This is a genomic window from Streptomyces sp. NPDC017202 (assembly GCF_044331705.1).
Taxonomy (GTDB): Bacteria; Actinomycetota; Actinomycetes; order Streptomycetales; family Streptomycetaceae; genus Streptomyces.
Genome location: NZ_JBIRNP010000006.1, coordinates 103024 through 121361, shown reverse-complemented (window position 1 = coordinate 121361; position 18338 = coordinate 103024). Strand labels below are relative to the sequence as shown.

Here is an 18338-nt window from a genome sequence, read left to right as displayed (position 1 = left end):
GCCGTGGCCGGTGCGCCCGTCAGGAAGCGGTTGTCTCAGCCGCCGTTCCCGTTGGCGTTCCCGTTCGCGTTGCCATTCGCGTTGCCGTTGTTCCCATTATTTCCGTTGTTGCCGTTGTTGCCGTTGTTCCCGTTGTTCCCGTTGGTTCCGTCGGTCCCGTTGGTTCCGTCGGTCCCGCCCGTCAGTCCGATGAGCCCGGTCGTGAGGCCGATGGGACCGATGAGCGTCGGGTTGAACGTCACGTTCTGCGTGCAGTAGCCGAACGTGCCGCCCTTGCAGCCGTAGACCAGGTCGTACTTGCTCGCCTCGTCCCTGTCGTCGTAACGCCTCTTCTCGTCCCCGTGGTCGTGCGTCGGGGACGCGGTGCTCTTCTGGGCGTGCGACGCCCAGGGGCGCTCCCAGCCGAGGGCCTGGGACGCGGTGACCGTGCCCAGTGAGACGGCGAGGACCGAAGTCCCCACCATGAAGGCTCGAATGGCCCGCATGACGTTCCTCTCCATCTTCTCCGTGCGGGATTATGGGATCCCGCGTGTTCAAGCGGAAAGTAGAGCAATGTCGGGCCATGGAAATCAATCGATGCGGCCGTGGTGCGCCCATAATCGGATTCAAATGCATCCAAGGGGCGGCTTCTCGTCGCATTTACCGACCGCTTTTCTCGCCGGTTGCGCCAAATGATGAATCCCCTTGCTCCATTGTTCGTCAAACAGGAGATCGAACAGGTGGCGGTGTCGATCGAGGCCGCCGATCATGCGGGGTGCCACCGCACGGCACGGGCCGGTGGCGGAGCGGGATCGCCGTGGGTGGGGGCGGGCCGGGCGACGGCGCGCGCTACCGTACATGTCGATCGTGACCACGTGGACGCGTGCAACCGCGTGGTGCGCATGCGATGACGACGGGGACAACGGGGACAACGGGGAGACGCGCATGGCGTGGGAAGAGTGGGAACAGCTGAAGAGCGCGGCGGCCGAGCAGCACGGGACGCGGATGCAGCTGAACCACGTGCCGCTGGATCCGGGTGGGAGCAGTGGCGGCACGCTGGTGTCGAACAAGCCCGCCTGGTCCAAGGCGGGTCGGGACGTCGGTTCGCTCCGCGACGACATCGGCAAGGCCATGGGGAAGCTGACGGATGGTCAGCAGGGCCTGGGTGAGGACGCCGGCTGCCTGACGGCGGCGGCGCAGAAGGACGTCCACACGTCCTGGGAGACGTACGTCAAGAAGGTGAGCGGGCGCTGCGGGAAGCTCTCCGGCCTGCTGGAGAAGGCGGGCAACGACCAGCTGAAGACCGATGAGGCGATCGAGGCCGAGATCGGCAATCTGAAGGTGGAGTACGGGGACACCCCGACTGTCGGCGGCAAGGGCTGAGGGGGTAACAGGACGTCATGGACCTTGCGACGCTCAAGGCCCTCAAGCCCTCCGAGTACGCGGAGGCGGCCGACGGATACCGCAACACCTCGGACATGGCGAGCGCGGCCAAGGACCGCGTCGAGAACCAGGTCGCCGTGGCCATGAAGAACTCACTGAAGGGTGAGGCGGCGACGGCGGCGATCGGGCAACTGGGAGAGCTCGGGAAGAACTTCCACTACATCCAGGTCGAGTGCGGTCTGGTGAGCGCCGCACTGGAGGCGTTCTCGTGGGAGATGCAGGCCGCCAAGTCCAAGCTCGACGCGGCCCTCGAAGGCGCGCGGGCCGCGAAGCTCACGGTGAACGCCGACGGTTCCGTCACCTACCCGGCGGGCGGGGAGAAGGACACCGACGGCAAGATTCCCGACGGCGGCACGGTGAGCGGGCTGACGGACGGCACCGCCGCCGCGATCGGCCGGCAGTCGGCCAACTTCGACCCCAATCCGAACCACCGTCTCGCCCAGGACTACGCCGACCAGATCGCCGCGGCGCTCAAGGAGGCGACGGAGGCCGACGAGAAGTGGGCGCCGAAGCTGCGCGCGCTGAAGGCGGACGACGACCTGACCGTCTCCGACGGCGACTGGTCCGACGCGGCCTCGGACACGAGCGGCGTCAAGGAGGCGGGCACGAAGTACCTCGACTCCCTGCCCCAGCCGCCCAAGGACGGCCTCCCGGCGAGCAACGCGGAGTGGTGGAAGGGCCTCGACGCGGAGCAGCAGGCGGCATGGATCTCCCTGCGCCCCGACGCCGTGGGAGCCCTGGACGGCCTCCCGGCCACGGTCCGGGACGAGGCGAACCGCATCGTCTTCGACGAGACGCGCGGCAAGATGCAGACGGAGCTGAACTCGATCCCCAAACCACCGCTCAACGAGTGGACCTGGATCACCGCGGGAGGCTACCCGTCGAAGGTCCACACCGACGAGTGGATGGACTGGCACCGGCAGTACGGGGACCGGTACGAGAAGTTGAACACGACTCTCAGGGGCATGCAGTATATTCAGGATCGATTTGACCGAACAGGCGAAGGGGGACTTCCTGAAGCGTATTTGCTTGGGTTCGACCCCGTGGGGCTGGATGATGGGAAAGTCATCCTCGCCAATGGAAATCCGGATCTGGCTGACCATGTGGCCGTCTATGTCCCCGGCACCTACTCCGGTATTGAAAAAATCGGGGAAAAGGAATCCCACGGAGACCTCGGTCGCGGGGAGACGTTGTGGGCGGAAAGCTCCAAGCTTGCTCCGGGACAGAAAATTTCCACGATCACCTGGCTCGACTACAACGCCCCGGACAGTATCGCTCCGCAAGCGACTAGCGGCAAGTATGCGGAGGAAGGGGGGCCGCGTCTGTACGACTTCCTCCAGGGAAACAGGGCGGCTCATGAATATGCCTCTGGGGATACTGCCCACACCACGGTCCTCGGGCACAGTTATGGAAGCACGGTTGTCGGTGTTTCCGCACAGTCCGGGAGTTGGAAAGACCCTGAGGCTGTCGACGACTACATGTTCGCAGGGAGCCCGGGTGTTCAGGCGGACCGCGCGGCCGACCTGGGCGTCGGTGCGGACCATGTTTGGGCGATGGGCGGACCTTGGGACGATCAGATCGTGCGCCAGGGTGGTCGCCTGGTGGGGCTCGGTGACAACCTGACCATTCCCACCGATGAATCATTCGGCGGGAACGTGATGAAGAGCGACTCGGGCGGGCACAGCGGATTCTGGGATTCAGACGGGAACAAGGCGTCGATCAGCCTGGAGAATCAGGCCCGAGTGATCACGGGAAGGTACGGAGATGTCATTCTGGAGGACTGATGGTCCCCGGCCCCGCAAGGGGCGTTCCATCGGTGTGGGGGCACTGATCACCCTCTCCGCCCTTGTGCTGGTGATGGGCTGTTCGACTGCTGAAGAGAGTGGGAGTTCATTGGACTACGAGTCGAAATCCCGATCCGCCGAGACGGTTAAGAGTGAAATCTCAGAACTGTCCAGCCGGCTCTTCGATGTCATGGATATCAAGAGCAAGGTCACGGAACCGGGGCCGAATGTTCAGCCTTGTGAATCCGGTGACGGCGACTCGGGGGATTTGTACAGAGTCCGCCATCCCTGGTCGGCCTACGGGGTGGGGAACGATGTCATGGAGAAGGGGATGGCCAATCTGCGCCAGGAGCTCCCCGGCCAGGGCTGGAAAATCGAGAAGGTCGGTGACGACGGCAGCAGGAACAAGAACATGCAGATCCTGGCTGTCCACACAAAGACGCTCAGTCAGGCTGAAATCACCTGGCTCAAAGGGCTGGACGGCCACGAGCCGCTCATCGAGGTGAACCTGTACTCAAGGTGCTTCAGGTCTGCGAGTGACTCAGAGCAGGGGTGATCGGCCGGTCAGGAACCGTTGAGTGTTGTAGGAGGAGACCCGTCTGCGCCGGGTTTCCTCCTACGTAGTCAGCCCTGCGAGACCGGCCCGCTCCCGGTAAGCGTTGCCGAGCCGCAGCCGGGGCGGGGACCGGCCCGTCACTCGTCCTCGAAGATCTCCTCGGTCGTCGGGGCCGTGACGGCGCGGGTGAGCCAGTGGCGGAGGACCTCGGGGTCGGTGCAGTCCATGACGCGCCCGCGGACGTCCTCGGAGACGTCGAGGCCCCGTTGTTCCAGGATGACGAGGATGTCCTCTGCGCGACTCTGAGCGCGGATTTCCTCGGAGATGTACGACGTGTAGAAGGAAAGGTCCACGGCCACCAGGTTCCTCCAGAGATGCTTGGCCGGGCGGTTGCCCAGGCCCTGTGCGGTGAATTCGACGATGGGGTCCGCGATGTCCTCGGGTACGTCCCGCAATGCTGTGGACAGGGCCTTCAGTATCACATCCACGACCGGATCGGCCGCGTGTGTGATGGCCGCCAGGCTGGCCAGGACCAGGTCGGCGCGGGCTTCCTCCGGGTCGGTGATCACCGGCATGTTGTGCGGGCCGGCGACCAGGGGCCGCAGGGTGAGGGTGGGCAGCTGGGGAGGCCCGCTGTTCACCGCCTGCCCGGCCCACCTGGCGGTGGCGTGGTCCTGGCAGACGACCAGGAGAGCCGTGGGCAGCCGGTATTTCGTCCACAGGTACGCGGCGTAGTACGCCCAGCTCGCGGGCTTGTCCGGGTCCTTCCTGCCCTGCGCCTCGATGGCCAGGAGGAAGGGTCCCTGTTCCGCGGTCTCGAAGCGCAGGAGCGTGTCCACGCGGCGCTCGACGGGGCTTGCCTCCGTGAGATCGGTCGGCAGAGCCGTCGCCTTCACGGGGGTGGGGACGTCGACTCCCAGGAAGCGGGAGACGCGGCTGAACAGTCCGGGGTCGTGCTGGAAGATGCGGTGCATCGCTTCGTGGGGCGGACTGACCATGGGTTTCCTTCGTCGGTTCAGGAACGGGCGGCGGCTGCCCGGCGGTCCCGGCAGCGGTCGTCGGGGCCGGGGAGCGGCTGCCGCGGTCGCAGCCCTCGCAGCAGTACAGAGGACACCGGACGGGCGGAGGTTCGGCAGGGGCGCCGCGGACCGGAGGCGGCAGTTGTGCGGTGAGGCGGTGCATCGGCCGCGCAGAGGCTCGCCGGTTCCTCCGGGAGGGGGTGTTTGCGCTGAGCGTAGGGGAGTTGGTGACCCGGAGATCCGGTCGAACCGGTGTTGTTCACCCACCCGGGTGAATGCGGGTCTCGAGCGGGAGGAGCGGGTCGGGGCGGCCTGGGACCGGGGGCGGCCTGGGACCGGGGGCTGCGCCGGGACGTCCGAGGAGCCGGCCGTCGGTTCACGTGCCGCGACCCGTGTCGTCGCCTCGCCGTCGTCCGTGGTCGTCGGCAGCCCCTGGGCGGCCCCGCGTGCACGAGCGGTCGACACGTTCGCGGTGTCCAGGAGCCGGGGCGGCCCGGTGACGACGGACGAGTGGTCGACGTGCACCGGGTTCTTGCCGGGGCCCTGGAGGCGTGACGAGCGCCGGGTCCCGCGTACGCCTGACGGGACGTCGGGCACATGCTGATGTCATGGCCATTTCGGGTGAGCTGTTCTCACATAGTGGCGTATGGGCCGTGGGCCGCCGGTCCTCGTGTTACACACAGGTAACAGTCAAGTTTCCCGCGCGCGGCAAAGGCGCCGAGCGCCACCCCCCACCGAACGGATCGGGCCGGATCACCGGCTGTCCGGCCCCGGTGGCGGCCGTGCCAGAAAGGGCTCCCGTGACGACGCGACCCGAGACCACCTCGCTCGAACACCTGCATGTCGAGATCGTGCGCCGCAATCCGGCGGAACCCGAGTTCCACCAGGCCGCACGCGAGGTGCTGGACAGCCTCGGCCCGGCGCTCGCGGCGCGCTCCGAGTACCGGGACCCGGGACTCGTCGAGCGGCTGATCGAGCCGGAGCGGCAGGTCATCTTCCGCGTGCCGTGGACGGACGACACCGGCCGGGTGCACGTCAACCGGGGCTTCCGGATCGAATACAACAGCGCCCTCGGCCCGTACAAGGGCGGTCTGCGCTTCCACCCCTCGGTGAACCTCGGCATCATCAAGTTCCTCGGCTTCGAGCAGATCTTCAAGAACGCGCTGACCGGGCTCGGCATCGGCGGTGGCAAGGGCGGCAGCGACTTCGACCCGCAGGGCCGCAGCGACGCCGAGGTCATGCGGTTCTGCCAGTCCTTCATGACCGAGCTGTACCGGCACATCGGCGAGTACACCGACATCCCGGCCGGTGACATCGGCGTCGGCACCCGTGAGATCGGCTACCTGTTCGGCCAGTACCGGCGGATCACCAACCGCTGGGAGGGCGGCGTGCTGACCGGCAAGAGCGCCGGCTGGGGCGGCTCGCTGATCCGGCCCGAGGCGACCGGATACGGCAACGTGCTGTTCGCGGAGGCCATGCTGCGCGCCCGCGGCGAGGACCTGGAGGGGCAGACGGCGGTCGTCTCCGGCTCCGGGAACGTCGCGATCCACACCATCCAGAAGCTGGCCGCCCTCGGCGCCCACCCGGTCACCTGCTCCGACTCCGGCGGCTACGTCGTCGACGACAAGGGCATCGACCTGGAGCTGCTGCGCCAGGTCAAGGAGGTCGAGCGCGGCCGGGTGAGCACGTACGCCGAGCGGCGCGGCGCCTCCGCGCGGTTCGTGCCCGGCGGACGGGTCTGGGAGGTCCCGGCCGACGTCGCGCTGCCGTCCGCCACGCAGAACGAACTGAACGCCGACGACGCGGCCGCCCTCGTCCGCAACGGCGTGAAGGCGGTCTCCGAGGGCGCGAACATGCCGACCACGCCGGAGGCCGTGCAGCTGTTCCAGCGGGCCGGTGTCGCCTTCGGCCCCGGCAAGGCGGCCAACGCGGGCGGGGTCGCGGTCAGCGCGCTGGAGATGACGCAGAACGCGTCGCGCACGTCGTGGAAGGCCGACCAGGTCGAGGACGAGCTGGCCAGGATCATGACCGACATCCACACCACCTGCGCCGAGACCGCCGAGCGCTACGGCGCTCCCGGCGACTACGTGGCGGGCGCCAACATCGCCGGCTTCGAGCGGGTGGCGGACGCGATGCTGGCGCAGGGCGTCATCTGACGCACCCGCGTGACGCGGCACGGTTTCATGCCGTCATGCCGTCATGCCGTCACGGAGCGGAGAGGCCGGCCGGGGAGAGGCGCCGGCCGGGCGGGCGAGGCGGCGGAAGCGGGCGGGGGTGCCGGGCGGACGCGGGACGCCCACCTGCTCCCCGGCCGGCCCCGGCGGTCCCGCCGCCGTCACCATGTCGCCCTCTCGGTCGAGGAGTTCGGCCCGGTGCAGGGACCGGTGCGGGGGCCGGTGTGGAGGGGCGTCCGGCAGGCACGCCGCTCACAGGCCGGGGCGGGGAGCCGCGCCCGCCCCGGCCGCTCCGAGTACCCCACACGGCCCTGGCGACCGTCCGCCCGCCCGGGAAGACTTGCGGCCATGCAGACGAAACTCTCCCTCGACGCGCTCACCCGCGAACAGCTCGAACGCGCCGCCGCCTCCTCCACCGGCCGCAGCGCGAGCACCGTCTACGGCGGCCACGAGCACAGCCTGCGCCAGACCCTCCTCGCACTGACCGCCGGCACCTCCCTCGCCGACCACGAGAGCCCCGGCGAGGCGACGTTGCTGGTGCTGCGCGGACGGGTCCGGCTCACCAGCGGCGACACCGCGTGGGAGGGCCGCACCGGCGACCTCCTCGTGATCCCGCTGGCCCGCCACGGCCTGGAGGCGACGGAGGACTCCGCGGTCCTCCTCACGGTCGCCACCCAGGGCTGACGGACGCACAGGGGCGCCGCCACCGCCGTACGGCCGCCATGCGCTGTTCGGCCACGTGCCCTGCGGCCGCGGCCGTGAGCACTCCGGCCGGGCGCCGCGACGGCCACGAGCGCGGGCAGGGTGGTGAGCGGGTACAGCCGCAGGCCCCGTCCGGCTTCTACGACGACCGGTGACCGGCTCCGGATCGAACCAGCGGTGGGTGCTCCGCCAGCAGTGACATCCAGGCGAGCCGGGGATACAGCAGCAGGGCCGAAGGCCAGGGCCAGGACCGCCGTCACGATCACCGACCCGACCGCCCGGTCCGGCCGAGGCGCTCTTCTCCGGACGGTCACCGCGCCCGGGGATCGGCCCTTGTTTGACCTGCGTCACGTCCGGGGTATTCTCTCCGGCTCGATTGGCCAGGCCCCCGCCCCATATGGCAGACTGTCCGAGTTGCTCGGCCGAGTGTTGATGCTGCGCGCCTCCCGCCGGGAGGACCGGAAGCGAGTCCCACAGTACTCGTCGCCCTAACTGCCTCACGGCAGCGCTGGGGCGGACGTACGGGAATCTTCCGGGAAGCGTGGGCGCGACACCGACCAGGCACCCGGTGGGCCTTCCGTCCTCGGTCTGCGGTTCCGGTAGGGCCGTGTGCATTCCCCGCAGGGATGTTCGAACGTGAGGACATCCGTGTCAGCGGGAGCGCGACACGCCCGACCGCGTGGGTCGGAGGAAACGGTAAGGGGCCCATCAGGTCCAGAGCGTTAGAAGAGACAGGACTACTGAGTAGCCATGGCGGGACAGAAGATCCGCATCCGGCTCAAGGCCTACGACCACGAGGTCATCGACAGCTCGGCGAAGAAGATCGTCGAGACGGTGACGCGTACTGGTGCGTCGGTCGCGGGCCCGGTGCCGCTGCCCACTGAGAAGAACGTGTACTGCGTCATCAAGTCGCCGCACAAGTACAAGGACTCGCGCGAGCACTTCGAGATGCGCACGCACAAGCGCCTGATCGACATCCTCGACCCGACCCCCAAGACCGTTGACTCTCTGATGCGACTCGACCTCCCGGCCGGTGTCGACATCGAGATCAAGCTCTGAGGCCGGTGATCTGAAGATGACCAAGCAGATCAAGGGCATCCTGGGCGAGAAGCTCGGCATGACGCAGGTGTGGGACGAGAACAACCGTGTTGTTCCGGTCACCGTCGTCAAGGCCGGCCCCAACGTCGTCACCCAGGTGCGTACGAACGACGCCGACGGCTACGAGTCGGTGCAGATCGCCTTCGGCGAGATCGACCCGCGCAAGGTGAACAAGCCCCTCAAGGGCCACTTCGCCAAGGCCGACGTCACTCCCCGCCGCCACCTCGTCGAGATCCGTACCGCCGACGCCGGCGAGTACACCCTCGGCCAGGAGATCACCGCCGAGGTGTTCGAGGCCGGCATCAAGGTCGACGTGACCGGCAAGAGCAAGGGCAAGGGCTTCGCCGGTGTCATGAAGCGTCACAACTTCAAGGGCCTCGGCGCCGGACACGGCACCCAGCGCAAGCACCGCTCCCCCGGTTCCATCGGTGGCTGCGCCACCCCGGGCCGCGTGTTCAAGGGCCTCCGCATGGCGGGTCGCATGGGCAACGAGCGGGTCACCACCCAGAACCTGACCGTCCACGCCGTTGACGCGGAGAAGGGTCTGCTGCTCATCAAGGGCGCGGTTCCCGGTCCGAACGGCGGCCTCGTCCTGGTCCGCACCGCGGCCAAGGGGGCCTGAGGTAACCGATGAGCACTGTTGACATCCTTTCGCCTGCCGGCGAGAAGACCGGTAGCGTCGAGCTCCCCGCGGAGATCTTCGGCGTGGAGAAGGTCAGCATCCCGCTGATCCACCAGGTCGTCGTCGCGCAGAACGCCGCTGCCCGTCAGGGCACGCACAAGACCAAGCGCCGCGGTGAAGTCCGCGGTGGCGGCAAGAAGCCGTACCGCCAGAAGGGCACCGGCCGCGCCCGTCAGGGTTCGACCCGCGCGCCGCAGTTCGCCGGTGGTGGCGTCGTGCACGGTCCCGTGCCGCGTGACTACTCGCAGCGGACCCCGAAGAAGATGAAGGCCGCGGCCCTGCGCCACGCCCTCACCGACCGGGCCCGCCACAACCGCATCCACGTCGTCACCGGCGTGATCGAGGGCGACACCCCGTCCACGAAGTCCGCTCGGACGCTGTTCGGCAAGATCTCGGAGCGCAAGAACCTGCTCCTGGTCGTCGACCGCGCCGACGAGGCCGCGTGGCTGTCCGCCCGCAACCTGCCCCAGGTGCACATCCTGGAGCCGGGCCAGCTGAACACGTACGACGTGATCGTCTCGGACGACGTGGTCTTCACCCAGGCCGCTCTCGAGTCCTTCGTCGCCGGCCCGAAGGCCAACGACACCGAAGGGAGTGACGCCTGATGGCTACGCGTCACCCGAGCATCGCCCCCAAGGCGGCCAAGGCCGCCAAGGCCGCGCGCATCGCCAAGGCGAAGCGCCACGAGGCCGAGGGCAAGAACACCGTCGTCACCGCGCCCAGCAAGGCGTACACGGACCCCCGTGACGTGCTGCTGAAGCCGGTCGTGTCGGAGAAGAGCTACGCGCTCCTCGACGAGAACAAGTACACGTTCATCGTCGACCCGAACGCCAACAAGACCCAGATCAAGCAGGCCGTCCAGGCGGTCTTCTCGGTCAAGGTCACCGGGGTCAACACGATCAACCGCCAGGGCAAGCGCAAGCGCACCAAGACCGGTTTCGGTCAGCGCGCTTCCACCAAGCGCGCGATCGTGACCCTCGCTGAGGGCGACCGTATCGACATCTTCGGCGGTCCGACCGCGTAAGCGGGTCGGATCGTCCGATATCGGACGAGGACTGAGAAATGGGAATCCGCAAGTACAAGCCGACTACGCCGGGCCGTCGTGGCTCCAGCGTCGCCGACTTCGTCGAGGTCACGCGGTCCACGCCGGAGAAGTCGCTGGTCCGCCCGCTGCACAGCAAGGGCGGCCGTAACAACGCCGGTCGTGTGACCGTTCGCCACCAGGGTGGCGGACACAAGCGCGCCTACCGAGTGATCGACTTCCGTCGTCACGACAAGGACGGCGTGCCGGCGAAGGTCGCGCACATCGAGTACGACCCCAACCGCACCGCGCGCATCGCGCTGCTGCACTACGCGGACGGCGAGAAGCGCTACATCCTCGCCCCGCGCAACCTGCAGCAGGGTGACCGCGTCGAGAACGGTCCCGGGGCCGACATCAAGCCGGGCAACAACCTGGCCCTCCGCAACATCCCGGTCGGTACCACGATCCACGCGATCGAGATCCGTCCCGGTGGCGGTGCCAAGTTCGCCCGCTCCGCCGGCGCCTCCGTGCAGCTGCTCGCGAAGGAGGGCACCATGGCCCACCTCCGCATGCCGTCCGGTGAGATCCGCCTGGTCGACCAGCGCTGCCGCGCCACGGTCGGCGAGGTCGGCAACGCCGAGCAGAGCAACATCAACTGGGGCAAGGCCGGTCGCAAGCGCTGGCTGGGCGTCCGCCCGACCGTCCGCGGTGTGGCGATGAACCCGGTCGACCACCCCCACGGTGGTGGTGAGGGCAAGACCTCCGGTGGTCGCCACCCGGTCAGCCCCTGGGGTCAGAAGGAGGGTCGTACTCGTTCGCCGAAGAAGGCTTCGAACAAGTACATCGTCCGCCGCCGCAAGACGAACAAGAAGCGCTAGGAGCGGGTTTAGATGCCGCGCAGTCTCAAGAAGGGGCCCTTCGTCGACGACCACCTGATCAAGAAGGTGGACGTACAGAACGAGGCAGGCACCAAGAACGTCATCAAGACCTGGTCCCGTCGCTCGATGATCATCCCCAGCATGCTGGGTCACACGATCGCGGTGCACAACGGCAAGACCCACATTCCGGTGTTCGTCACCGAGTCGATGGTCGGCCACAAGCTCGGCGAGTTCTCGCCGACGCGCACCTTCCGGGGTCACGTCAAGGACGACCGGAAGTCGAAGCGCCGCTAAGGCGGGGTGGAATGACCATGACAGACACTGGAAGGACAACCATGGAAGCCAGGGCCCAGGCGCGGTACATCCGCGTCACGCCCATGAAGGCCCGCCGCGTGGTGGACCTCATCCGTGGCATGGACGCCACGGAGGCTCAGGCGGTCCTGCGTTTCGCCCCGCAGGCCGCGAGCGTGCCGGTCGGCAAGGTGCTGGACAGCGCCATCGCCAACGCCGCGCACAACTACGACCACACCGATGTCGACAGCCTCTTCATCTCCGAGGCCTACGTCGATGAGGGCCCGACCCTGAAGCGGTTCCGTCCGCGTGCCCAGGGCCGCGCCTACCGGATCCGCAAGCGGACCAGCCACATCACCGTGGTCGTCAGCAGCAAGGAAGGAACCCGGTAATGGGCCAGAAGGTTAACCCGCATGGGTTCCGGCTCGGCATCACCACGGACTTCAAGTCCCGCTGGTACGCCGACAAGCTGTACAAGGACTACGTCAAGGAAGACGTCGCCATCCGTCGGATGATGACGTCCGGCATGGAGCGCGCCGGCATCTCGAAGGTGGAGATCGAGCGCACCCGTGACCGCGTGCGTGTGGACATCCACACCGCTCGTCCGGGCATCGTCATCGGCCGCCGTGGCGCCGAGGCCGACCGCATCCGCGGCGACCTCGAGAAGCTCACGGGCAAGCAGGTCCAGCTGAACATCCTCGAGGTCAAGAACCCCGAGACGGATGCCCAGCTGGTCGCTCAGGCCGTCGCCGAGCAGCTCTCCTCCCGCGTCTCCTTCCGCCGCGCCATGCGTAAGAGCATGCAGTCGGCGATGAAGGCCGGCGCCAAGGGCATCAAGATCCAGTGCGGTGGCCGCCTCGGCGGCGCCGAGATGTCCCGCTCGGAGTTCTACCGCGAGGGCCGTGTGCCCCTGCACACGCTCCGCGCGAACGTGGACTACGGCTTCTTCGAGGCCAAGACGACCTTCGGCCGCATCGGCGTGAAGGTCTGGATCTACAAGGGCGACGTCAAGAACATCGCCGAGGTCCGTGCCGAGAACGCCGCTGCCCGCGCCGGCAACCGCCCGGCCCGTGGCGGCGGCGGCGCCGACCGCCCGGCCCGTGGTGGCCGTGGTGGCGGTGGCGAGCGGCGCGGTCGCAAGCCGCAGCAGGCTGCCGGTGCCGAGGCCCCCAAGGCCGAGGCCCCCGCCGCCGCTCCGGCTGAGAGCACCGGAACGGAGGCCTGACCGACATGCTGATCCCCCGTAGGGTCAAGCACCGCAAGCAGCACCACCCGAAGCGCCGTGGTCAGGCCAAGGGTGGTACGACGGTCGCGTTCGGCGAGTACGGCATCCAGGCCCTCACGCCGGCGTACGTGACCAACCGCCAGATCGAGGCGGCCCGTATCGCGATGACCCGCCACATCAAGCGTGGCGGCAAGGTCTGGATCAACATCTACCCGGACCGCCCGCTCACGAAGAAGCCTGCCGAGACCCGCATGGGTTCCGGTAAGGGTTCGCCGGAGTGGTGGATCGCGAACGTGCACCCGGGTCGGGTCATGTTCGAGCTGTCCTACCCCAACGAGAAGATCGCCCGTGAGGCCCTCACTCGCGCAGCCCACAAGCTGCCGATGAAGTGCCGGATCGTCAAGCGCGAGGCAGGTGAAGCGTGATGTCGGCCGGTACCAAGGCGTCCGAGCTGCGCGAACTGGGTGACGAGGAGCTTCTCGCGAAGCTCCGCGAAGCCAAGGAAGAGCTGTTCAACCTCCGCTTCCAGGCGGCGACCGGTCAGCTCGAGAACCACGGTCGGCTGAAGGCCGTCCGCAAGGACATCGCGCGGATCTACACCCTGATGCGTGAGCGCGAGCTGGGCATCGAGACGGTGGAGAGCGCCTGATGAGTGAGAACAACGTGACTGAGCAGACTGCAGAGGCCCGCGGCTTCCGCAAGACCCGTGAGGGTCTCGTCGTCAGCGACAAGATGGACAAGACCGTCGTCGTCGCCGTCGAGGACCGCGTCAAGCACGCGCTGTACGGCAAGGTCATCCGCCGTACCAACAAGCTCAAGGCCCACGACGAGCAGAACGCCGCGGGCGTCGGCGACCGCGTCCTCCTCATGGAGACGCGTCCGCTGTCCGCGACGAAGCGCTGGCGCGTCGTCGAGATCCTCGAGAAGGCCAAGTAGGTAGTTCCCGCAAGGGAATTCCCACCAGTACGCCTGCGGGCAACCCCGCAGGACAGTTCCGCCAGGCTCGGCAGGGGCTCCACCTCGTGAAGAGGCGGCCCCTGCCGGGAACCGGCAGACAAACAGGAGATAGACGTGATCCAGCAGGAGTCGCGACTGCGTGTCGCCGACAACACTGGTGCGAAGGAGATCCTTTGCATCCGTGTGCTCGGTGGCTCCGGTCGCCGCTACGCGGGCATCGGTGACGTCATCGTCGCCACCGTCAAGGACGCGATCCCCGGTGGCAACGTGAAGAAGGGTGACGTCGTCAAGGCGGTCATCGTTCGCACCGTCAAGGAGCGCCGCCGTCCGGACGGCTCGTACATCCGCTTCGACGAGAACGCCGCCGTCATTCTGAAGAACGACGGCGACCCTCGCGGCACCCGTATCTTCGGCCCGGTCGGCCGTGAGCTGCGCGAGAAGAAGTTCATGAAGATCATCTCGCTCGCGCCGGAGGTGCTGTAAGCATGAAGATCAAGAAGGGCGACCTGGTCCAGGTCATCACCGGTAAGGACAAGGGCAAGCAGGGCAAGGTCATCGCGGCCTTCCCCCGCGAGGACCGCGTCCTGGTCGAGGGTGTCAACCGGGTCAAGAAGCACACCAAGGCCGGCCCGACCGCCAGCGGTTCCCAGGCCGGCGGCATCGTGACCACCGAGGCCCCGATCCACGTGTCCAACGTTCAGCTGGTCGTGGAGAAGGACGGCAACAAGGTCGTCACGCGTGTCGGTTACCGCTTCGACGACGAGGGCAACAAGATCCGCGTTGCCAAGCGGACGGGTGAGGACATCTGATGGCTACCACCACCACTCCGCGTCTGAAGACGAAGTACCGCGAGGAGATCGCGGGCAAGCTGCGTGAGGAGTTCTCCTACGAGAACGTCATGCAGATCCCGGGCCTCGTCAAGATTGTGGTCAACATGGGTGTGGGCGACGCCGCCCGCGACTCCAAGCTGATCGAGGGCGCGATCCGCGACCTCACCACGATCACCGGTCAGAAGCCGGCCGTCACCAAGGCCCGCAAGTCCATCGCGCAGTTCAAGCTGCGCGAGGGTCAGCCGATCGGTGCTCACGTCACGCTCCGTGGCGACCGCATGTGGGAGTTCCTGGACCGCACCCTGTCGCTGGCGCTTCCGCGCATCCGCGACTTCCGCGGCCTGTCCCCCAAGCAGTTCGACGGCCGTGGCAACTACACCTTCGGTCTCACGGAGCAGGTCATGTTCCACGAGATCGACCAGGACAAGATCGACCGCGTCCGGGGTATGGACATCACCGTGGTCACCACGGCGACCAACGACGCTGAGGGCCGTGCGCTCCTTCGTCACCTCGGCTTCCCCTTCAAGGAGGCGTGAGCGAGATGGCGAAGAAGGCTCTGATTGCCAAGGCTGCTCGTAAGCCCAAGTTCGGAGTACGCGGCTACACGCGCTGCCAGCGCTGCGGCCGTCCGCACTCCGTGTACCGCAAGTTCGGCCTCTGCCGCGTGTGCCTTCGTGAGATGGCTCACCGTGGCGAGCTGCCGGGCGTGACCAAGAGCTCCTGGTAATCCCCGTACTTCGGGATTCCTGAGCTCTCGGTAAGTAAAGGGCAGTGTCAGGTGCCCACCCCTTCATGCCGTAGGCTGGGAGGGTTGGGCGCCTGACGCCCGTACGACTTACTACGCCGTAGGTCCACCGCGCCGCACCCGTCCCGTCTCGGATCGGGGAGAGGGATGGCGCACCAGGAAACCCCGGCGAGAGAGGCCACAGGCCAACTCATGACCATGACTGATCCGATCGCAGACATGCTGACGCGTCTGCGGAACGCGAACTCGGCGTACCACGACTCCGTGACGATGCCGGCATCGAAGATCAAGTCTCACATCGCGGAGATCCTCCAGCAGGAGGGCTTCATCACGGGCTGGAAGATCGAGGACGCCGAGGTGGGCAAGAACCTCACCCTCGAGCTGAAGTTCGGTCCCAACCGTGAGCGCTCCATCGCGGGCATCAAGCGGATCTCCAAGCCCGGTCTCCGGGTTTACGCGAAGTCCACCTCCCTGCCCAAGGTGCTGGGCGGCCTCGGCGTGGCGATCATCTCCACGTCGCACGGTCTCCTCACCGACAAGCAGGCCGGCAAGAAGGGCGTAGGCGGAGAAGTCCTCGCCTACGTCTGGTAGCGGAAGGGAACGGAGGAAACAGCTATGTCGCGCATTGGCAAGCTCCCCATCACGGTTCCCGCCGGCGTGGACGTCACCATCGACGGCCAGACGGTGTCGGTCAAGGGCCCCAAGGGCACGCTGACCCACACCGTCGTCGCGCCGATCGAGATCGCCAAGGGTGAGGACGGCGTTCTGAACGTCACCCGCCCCAACGACGAGCGTCAGAGCAAGGCCCTGCACGGCCTGTCCCGCACGCTGGTGGCGAACATGATCACCGGCGTGACCCAGGGTTACGTGAAGAAGCTCGAGATCAGTGGTGTCGGTTACCGCGTGACCGCGAAGGGTTCGAACCTCGAGTTCGCGCTCGGTTACAGCCACCCGATCACCGTCGAGGCGCCCGAGGGAATCACCTTCAAGGTGGAGACCCCGACCCGCTTCCAGGTCGAGGGCATCGACAAGCAGAAGGTCGGCGAGGTTGCGGCCAACATCCGCAAGCTGCGCAAGCCCGACCCGTACAAGGCCAAGGGTGTCAAGTACGAGGGCGAAGTCATCCGCCGCAAGGTCGGAAAGGCGGGTAAGTAAGCCATGGCATACGGGCAGAAGATCCTGAAGGGCGACGCCTACAAGCGCGCCGCGATCAAGCGCCGTCACATCCGGATCCGCAAGCGGATCGCCGGTACGTCGGAGCGCCCCCGTCTGGTCGTAACCCGCTCGAACCGCCACATCGTGGCCCAGGTGATCGACGACCTCAAGGGTCACACCCTTGCGTCGGCGTCCACCCTGGACACCTCGATCCGCGGGGGCGAGGGCGACAAGTCGGCGCAGGCCAAGCAGGTCGGCGCCCTGGTCGCCGAGCGTGCCAAGGCCGCCGGTGTCGAGGCCGTCGTTTTCGACCGTGGTGGTAACCAGTACGCCGGGCGCATTGCCGCTCTGGCGGACGCAGCCCGCGAGGCCGGACTCAAGTTCTGAGTCCTGGTTCCGTAGCTAGCGGAGACAGAGAGAGGTAATTCCAATGGCTGGACCCCAGCGCCGCGGTGGCGGTGCCGGTGGCGGCGAGCGGCGGGACCGGAAGGGCCGTGACGGCGGCGCAGCTGCCGCCGAGAAGACCGCGTACGTTGAGCGCGTCGTCGCGATCAACCGCGTCGCCAAGGTAGTGAAGGGTGGTCGTCGCTTCAGCTTCACCGCGCTGGTCGTGGTGGGCGATGGTGACGGCACCGTCGGTGTCGGTTACGGCAAGGCCAAGGAGGTGCCGGCCGCCATCGCCAAGGGTGTGGAGGAGGCCAAGAAGCACTTCTTCAAGGTCCCCCGTATCCAGGGCACCATCCCGCACCCGATCACGGGTGAGAAGGCGGCGGGCGTCGTCCTGCTCAAGCCGGCGTCCCCCGGTACCGGCGTCATCGCCGGTGGCCCGGTGCGTGCCGTGCTCGAGTGCGCCGGCGTTCACGACATCCTGTCGAAGTCGCTCGGTTCGTCGAACGCGATCAACATCGTGCACGCGACCGTGGAGGCCCTGAAGGGCCTGCAGCGTCCCGAGGAGATCGCGGCCCGCCGCGGTCTGCCCCTCGAGGACGTCGCTCCCGCGGCTCTGCTTCGTGCGCGTGCCGGGGCTGGTGCTGCGTAATGGCTCAGCTCAAGATCACGCAGACGAAGTCGTACATCGGCAGCAAGCAGAACCACCGTGACACCCTGCGTTCGCTCGGGCTCAAGCGCCTGAACGACGTGGTCGTCAAGGAGGACCGCCCCGAGTTCCGCGGAATGGTGCACACCGTCCGCCACCTCGTGACGGTCGAGGAGGTCGACTGATCATGGCGGAGAACAACCCGCTCAAGATCCACAACCTCCGTCCCGCCCCGGGCGCCAAGACCGCCAAGACCCGTGTGGGTCGTGGTGAGGCGTCGAAGGGTAAGACGGCCGGTCGTGGTACCAAGGGCACGAAGGCCCGTTACCAGGTTCCGGAGCGCTTCGAGGGTGGGCAGATGCCCCTCCACATGCGTCTTCCGAAGCTCAAGGGCTTCAAGAACCCGTTCAAGACCGAGTTCCAGGTCGTGAACCTCGACAAGCTGGCGGCGCTGTACCCGGAGGGTGGCGAGGTCACCGTCGAGGGGCTCGTCGCCAAGGGTGCCGTTCGCAAGAACAGCCTCGTCAAGGTGCTCGGCCAGGGCGAGATCTCCGTGGCGCTGCAGGTGACGGTCGACGCCGTCTCCGGCTCCGCCAAGGAGAAGATCACCGCCGCCGGCGGTACCGTCACCGAGCTCGTCTGATTCCATCAGGCGTCTCGATGACTTGAGCGATCCCGACCGGGGATACCCCACAAATGGGGTATCCCCGGTTGGTCGTTCCTAGGGTGGCAGTGTCGCCGGTAAGGTGGCCTGCACTGCCCT

28 protein-coding genes are annotated in these 18338 nt (G+C 67.3%); 26 read left to right on the top strand and 2 right to left on the bottom strand.

The features are described 5' to 3' along the window. Positions 1-35 precede the first annotated feature (35 nt). The gene (locus tag ACH4N1_RS14730; protein ID WP_398097259.1) at positions 36-485 is read right to left on the bottom strand and encodes a hypothetical protein; all 450 of its coding nucleotides are present in this window, start codon (positions 483-485) and stop codon (positions 36-38) included. 439 nt (positions 486-924) lie between these two features. On the opposite strand from ACH4N1_RS14730, the gene ACH4N1_RS14725 reads away from it, so the two are divergent. The 3 genes from ACH4N1_RS14725 to ACH4N1_RS14715 are packed head-to-tail and all read left to right on the top strand — an operon-like array spanning position 925 to position 3762. Beyond that, the gene (locus ACH4N1_RS14725; RefSeq protein ID WP_398097258.1) at positions 925-1362 is read left to right on the top strand and encodes a hypothetical protein; all 438 of its coding nucleotides are present in this window, start codon (positions 925-927) and stop codon (positions 1360-1362) included. A gap of 17 nt (positions 1363-1379) precedes the next feature. After that, entirely contained in the window at positions 1380-3206 is a 1827-nt protein-coding gene (locus ACH4N1_RS14720; RefSeq protein WP_398097256.1) for an alpha/beta hydrolase, read from the top strand. A gap of 34 nt (positions 3207-3240) precedes the next feature. Continuing rightward, positions 3241-3762, top strand: coding sequence for a hypothetical protein (locus tag ACH4N1_RS14715; RefSeq protein WP_398097255.1), 522 nt, complete (start codon positions 3241-3243; stop codon positions 3760-3762). A gap of 137 nt (positions 3763-3899) precedes the next feature. Here the strand turns inward: ACH4N1_RS14715 and ACH4N1_RS14710 are convergent, their stop codons facing one another. Beyond that, on the bottom strand, positions 3900-4760 hold the full coding sequence (locus tag ACH4N1_RS14710; protein ID WP_398097253.1) for a hypothetical protein: 861 nt from the start codon (positions 4758-4760) through the stop codon (positions 3900-3902). Between the two features lie 821 nt (positions 4761-5581). Between ACH4N1_RS14710 and gdhA the strand changes: the two genes are divergently transcribed. The 23 genes from gdhA (at position 5582) to rplO (ending at position 18218) form a co-directional block, all read left to right on the top strand. Further along, positions 5582-6937: an NADP-specific glutamate dehydrogenase gene (gene gdhA, locus ACH4N1_RS14705; RefSeq protein ID WP_398097251.1), complete on the top strand. Its 1356-nt coding sequence runs from the start codon at positions 5582-5584 to the stop codon at positions 6935-6937. A 366-nt stretch (positions 6938-7303) separates the two neighbouring features. Then, complete coding sequence (locus ACH4N1_RS14700) at positions 7304-7639, top strand: cupin domain-containing protein (protein WP_398097250.1); 336 nt, start codon at positions 7304-7306, stop codon at positions 7637-7639. A 768-nt stretch (positions 7640-8407) separates the two neighbouring features. Then, complete coding sequence (gene rpsJ / locus ACH4N1_RS14695) at positions 8408-8716, top strand: 30S ribosomal protein S10 (RefSeq protein ID WP_003948644.1); 309 nt, start codon at positions 8408-8410, stop codon at positions 8714-8716. Positions 8717-8732: 16 nt separating this feature from the next. After that, positions 8733-9377, top strand: a complete 645-nt coding sequence (gene rplC / locus ACH4N1_RS14690) for a 50S ribosomal protein L3 (RefSeq protein WP_366059595.1) — start codon at positions 8733-8735, stop codon at positions 9375-9377. Between the two features lie 8 nt (positions 9378-9385). Then, positions 9386-10042, top strand: coding sequence for a 50S ribosomal protein L4 (gene rplD / locus ACH4N1_RS14685; protein ID WP_363089030.1), 657 nt, complete (start codon positions 9386-9388; stop codon positions 10040-10042). After that, positions 10042-10461: a 50S ribosomal protein L23 gene (gene rplW / locus ACH4N1_RS14680; RefSeq protein ID WP_363089031.1), complete on the top strand. Its 420-nt coding sequence runs from the start codon at positions 10042-10044 to the stop codon at positions 10459-10461. Before rplD ends, rplW begins: the two co-directional genes overlap by 1 nt. Before the next feature lie 38 nt (positions 10462-10499). Next, positions 10500-11336, top strand: a complete 837-nt coding sequence (gene rplB, locus ACH4N1_RS14675) for a 50S ribosomal protein L2 (protein WP_030039757.1) — start codon at positions 10500-10502, stop codon at positions 11334-11336. A 12-nt stretch (positions 11337-11348) separates the two neighbouring features. Then, a complete protein-coding gene (rpsS, locus tag ACH4N1_RS14670; RefSeq protein ID WP_363089032.1) occupies positions 11349-11630 on the top strand; it encodes a 30S ribosomal protein S19 in 282 nt (93 codons plus the stop codon). Positions 11631-11671: 41 nt separating this feature from the next. Continuing rightward, positions 11672-12019, top strand: coding sequence for a 50S ribosomal protein L22 (gene rplV / locus ACH4N1_RS14665; protein ID WP_006130776.1), 348 nt, complete (start codon positions 11672-11674; stop codon positions 12017-12019). Then, on the top strand, positions 12019-12852 hold the full coding sequence (gene rpsC, locus ACH4N1_RS14660) for a 30S ribosomal protein S3 (RefSeq protein ID WP_366059592.1): 834 nt from the start codon (positions 12019-12021) through the stop codon (positions 12850-12852). The genes rplV and rpsC overlap by 1 nt, the downstream gene beginning before the upstream one ends. A gap of 5 nt (positions 12853-12857) precedes the next feature. Next, positions 12858-13277: a 50S ribosomal protein L16 gene (gene rplP / locus ACH4N1_RS14655; protein ID WP_004927269.1), complete on the top strand. Its 420-nt coding sequence runs from the start codon at positions 12858-12860 to the stop codon at positions 13275-13277. After that, positions 13277-13501, top strand: coding sequence for a 50S ribosomal protein L29 (gene rpmC / locus ACH4N1_RS14650; protein ID WP_003998824.1), 225 nt, complete (start codon positions 13277-13279; stop codon positions 13499-13501). Before rplP ends, rpmC begins: the two co-directional genes overlap by 1 nt. Next, a complete protein-coding gene (gene rpsQ, locus ACH4N1_RS14645) occupies positions 13501-13788 on the top strand; it encodes a 30S ribosomal protein S17 (RefSeq protein WP_009327090.1) in 288 nt (95 codons plus the stop codon). Before rpmC ends, rpsQ begins: the two co-directional genes overlap by 1 nt. 135 nt (positions 13789-13923) lie before the next feature. Further along, a complete protein-coding gene (rplN, locus tag ACH4N1_RS14640; protein ID WP_003998823.1) occupies positions 13924-14292 on the top strand; it encodes a 50S ribosomal protein L14 in 369 nt (122 codons plus the stop codon). Between the two features lie 2 nt (positions 14293-14294). Continuing rightward, positions 14295-14618: a 50S ribosomal protein L24 gene (rplX, locus tag ACH4N1_RS14635; protein WP_033272457.1), complete on the top strand. Its 324-nt coding sequence runs from the start codon at positions 14295-14297 to the stop codon at positions 14616-14618. Next, positions 14618-15175 (top strand): 50S ribosomal protein L5, encoded by a 558-nt coding sequence (rplE, locus tag ACH4N1_RS14630; RefSeq protein WP_030788262.1) that lies wholly within the window; start codon positions 14618-14620, stop codon positions 15173-15175. The genes rplX and rplE overlap by 1 nt, the downstream gene beginning before the upstream one ends. A gap of 5 nt (positions 15176-15180) precedes the next feature. Beyond that, complete coding sequence (locus tag ACH4N1_RS14625; protein WP_003948630.1) at positions 15181-15366, top strand: type Z 30S ribosomal protein S14; 186 nt, start codon at positions 15181-15183, stop codon at positions 15364-15366. 210 nt (positions 15367-15576) lie between these two features. Next, positions 15577-15975 (top strand): 30S ribosomal protein S8, encoded by a 399-nt coding sequence (rpsH, locus tag ACH4N1_RS14620; RefSeq protein WP_073491923.1) that lies wholly within the window; start codon positions 15577-15579, stop codon positions 15973-15975. A 24-nt stretch (positions 15976-15999) separates the two neighbouring features. Next, a complete protein-coding gene (rplF, locus tag ACH4N1_RS14615; protein ID WP_058923759.1) occupies positions 16000-16539 on the top strand; it encodes a 50S ribosomal protein L6 in 540 nt (179 codons plus the stop codon). A 3-nt stretch (positions 16540-16542) separates the two neighbouring features. Beyond that, a complete protein-coding gene (gene rplR, locus ACH4N1_RS14610) occupies positions 16543-16926 on the top strand; it encodes a 50S ribosomal protein L18 (RefSeq protein WP_398097245.1) in 384 nt (127 codons plus the stop codon). A gap of 43 nt (positions 16927-16969) precedes the next feature. Beyond that, on the top strand, positions 16970-17578 hold the full coding sequence (gene rpsE, locus ACH4N1_RS14605; RefSeq protein ID WP_013001409.1) for a 30S ribosomal protein S5: 609 nt from the start codon (positions 16970-16972) through the stop codon (positions 17576-17578). Beyond that, on the top strand, positions 17578-17760 hold the full coding sequence (gene rpmD / locus ACH4N1_RS14600) for a 50S ribosomal protein L30 (protein WP_030788246.1): 183 nt from the start codon (positions 17578-17580) through the stop codon (positions 17758-17760). The genes rpsE and rpmD overlap by 1 nt, the downstream gene beginning before the upstream one ends. A gap of 2 nt (positions 17761-17762) precedes the next feature. Continuing rightward, entirely contained in the window at positions 17763-18218 is a 456-nt protein-coding gene (gene rplO / locus ACH4N1_RS14595) for a 50S ribosomal protein L15 (protein WP_003974249.1), read from the top strand. The last annotated feature ends 120 nt before the right edge of the window (positions 18219-18338 follow it).

What these genes read in the sequence shown, in the direction of transcription:
- rpsJ (WP_003948644.1), top strand. Translation starts at nt 8,408, where the DNA reads ATGGCGGGACAGAAGATCCGCATCCGGCTCAAGGCCTACGACCACGAG.
- rpsS (WP_363089032.1), top strand. Translation starts at nt 11,349, where the DNA reads ATGCCGCGCAGTCTCAAGAAGGGGCCCTTCGTCGACGACCACCTGATC.
- rplE (WP_030788262.1), top strand. Translation starts at nt 14,618, where the DNA reads ATGGCTACCACCACCACTCCGCGTCTGAAGACGAAGTACCGCGAGGAG.
- ACH4N1_RS14625 (WP_003948630.1), top strand. Translation starts at nt 15,181, where the DNA reads ATGGCGAAGAAGGCTCTGATTGCCAAGGCTGCTCGTAAGCCCAAGTTC.
- rplV (WP_006130776.1), top strand. Translation starts at nt 11,672, where the DNA reads ATGGAAGCCAGGGCCCAGGCGCGGTACATCCGCGTCACGCCCATGAAG.
- rplW (WP_363089031.1), top strand. Translation starts at nt 10,042, where the DNA reads ATGGCTACGCGTCACCCGAGCATCGCCCCCAAGGCGGCCAAGGCCGCC.
- rplX (WP_033272457.1), top strand. Translation starts at nt 14,295, where the DNA reads ATGAAGATCAAGAAGGGCGACCTGGTCCAGGTCATCACCGGTAAGGAC.
- rplF (WP_058923759.1), top strand. Translation starts at nt 16,000, where the DNA reads ATGTCGCGCATTGGCAAGCTCCCCATCACGGTTCCCGCCGGCGTGGAC.
- rplD (WP_363089030.1), top strand. Translation starts at nt 9,386, where the DNA reads ATGAGCACTGTTGACATCCTTTCGCCTGCCGGCGAGAAGACCGGTAGC.
- rpsH (WP_073491923.1), top strand. Translation starts at nt 15,577, where the DNA reads ATGACCATGACTGATCCGATCGCAGACATGCTGACGCGTCTGCGGAAC.
- ACH4N1_RS14720 (WP_398097256.1), top strand. Translation starts at nt 1,380, where the DNA reads ATGGACCTTGCGACGCTCAAGGCCCTCAAGCCCTCCGAGTACGCGGAG.
- ACH4N1_RS14725 (WP_398097258.1), top strand. Translation starts at nt 925, where the DNA reads ATGGCGTGGGAAGAGTGGGAACAGCTGAAGAGCGCGGCGGCCGAGCAG.
- rplP (WP_004927269.1), top strand. Translation starts at nt 12,858, where the DNA reads ATGCTGATCCCCCGTAGGGTCAAGCACCGCAAGCAGCACCACCCGAAG.
- ACH4N1_RS14700 (WP_398097250.1), top strand. Translation starts at nt 7,304, where the DNA reads ATGCAGACGAAACTCTCCCTCGACGCGCTCACCCGCGAACAGCTCGAA.
- rplB (WP_030039757.1), top strand. Translation starts at nt 10,500, where the DNA reads ATGGGAATCCGCAAGTACAAGCCGACTACGCCGGGCCGTCGTGGCTCC.
- rplR (WP_398097245.1), top strand. Translation starts at nt 16,543, where the DNA reads ATGGCATACGGGCAGAAGATCCTGAAGGGCGACGCCTACAAGCGCGCC.
- rpsE (WP_013001409.1), top strand. Translation starts at nt 16,970, where the DNA reads ATGGCTGGACCCCAGCGCCGCGGTGGCGGTGCCGGTGGCGGCGAGCGG.
- rplO (WP_003974249.1), top strand. Translation starts at nt 17,763, where the DNA reads ATGGCGGAGAACAACCCGCTCAAGATCCACAACCTCCGTCCCGCCCCG.
- rpsQ (WP_009327090.1), top strand. Translation starts at nt 13,501, where the DNA reads ATGAGTGAGAACAACGTGACTGAGCAGACTGCAGAGGCCCGCGGCTTC.
- rpmD (WP_030788246.1), top strand. Translation starts at nt 17,578, where the DNA reads ATGGCTCAGCTCAAGATCACGCAGACGAAGTCGTACATCGGCAGCAAG.
- rpmC (WP_003998824.1), top strand. Translation starts at nt 13,277, where the DNA reads ATGTCGGCCGGTACCAAGGCGTCCGAGCTGCGCGAACTGGGTGACGAG.
- rplC (WP_366059595.1), top strand. Translation starts at nt 8,733, where the DNA reads ATGACCAAGCAGATCAAGGGCATCCTGGGCGAGAAGCTCGGCATGACG.
- rpsC (WP_366059592.1), top strand. Translation starts at nt 12,019, where the DNA reads ATGGGCCAGAAGGTTAACCCGCATGGGTTCCGGCTCGGCATCACCACG.
- ACH4N1_RS14730 (WP_398097259.1), bottom strand. Translation starts at nt 485, where the DNA reads ATGCGGGCCATTCGAGCCTTCATGGTGGGGACTTCGGTCCTCGCCGTC.
- ACH4N1_RS14710 (WP_398097253.1), bottom strand. Translation starts at nt 4,760, where the DNA reads ATGGTCAGTCCGCCCCACGAAGCGATGCACCGCATCTTCCAGCACGAC.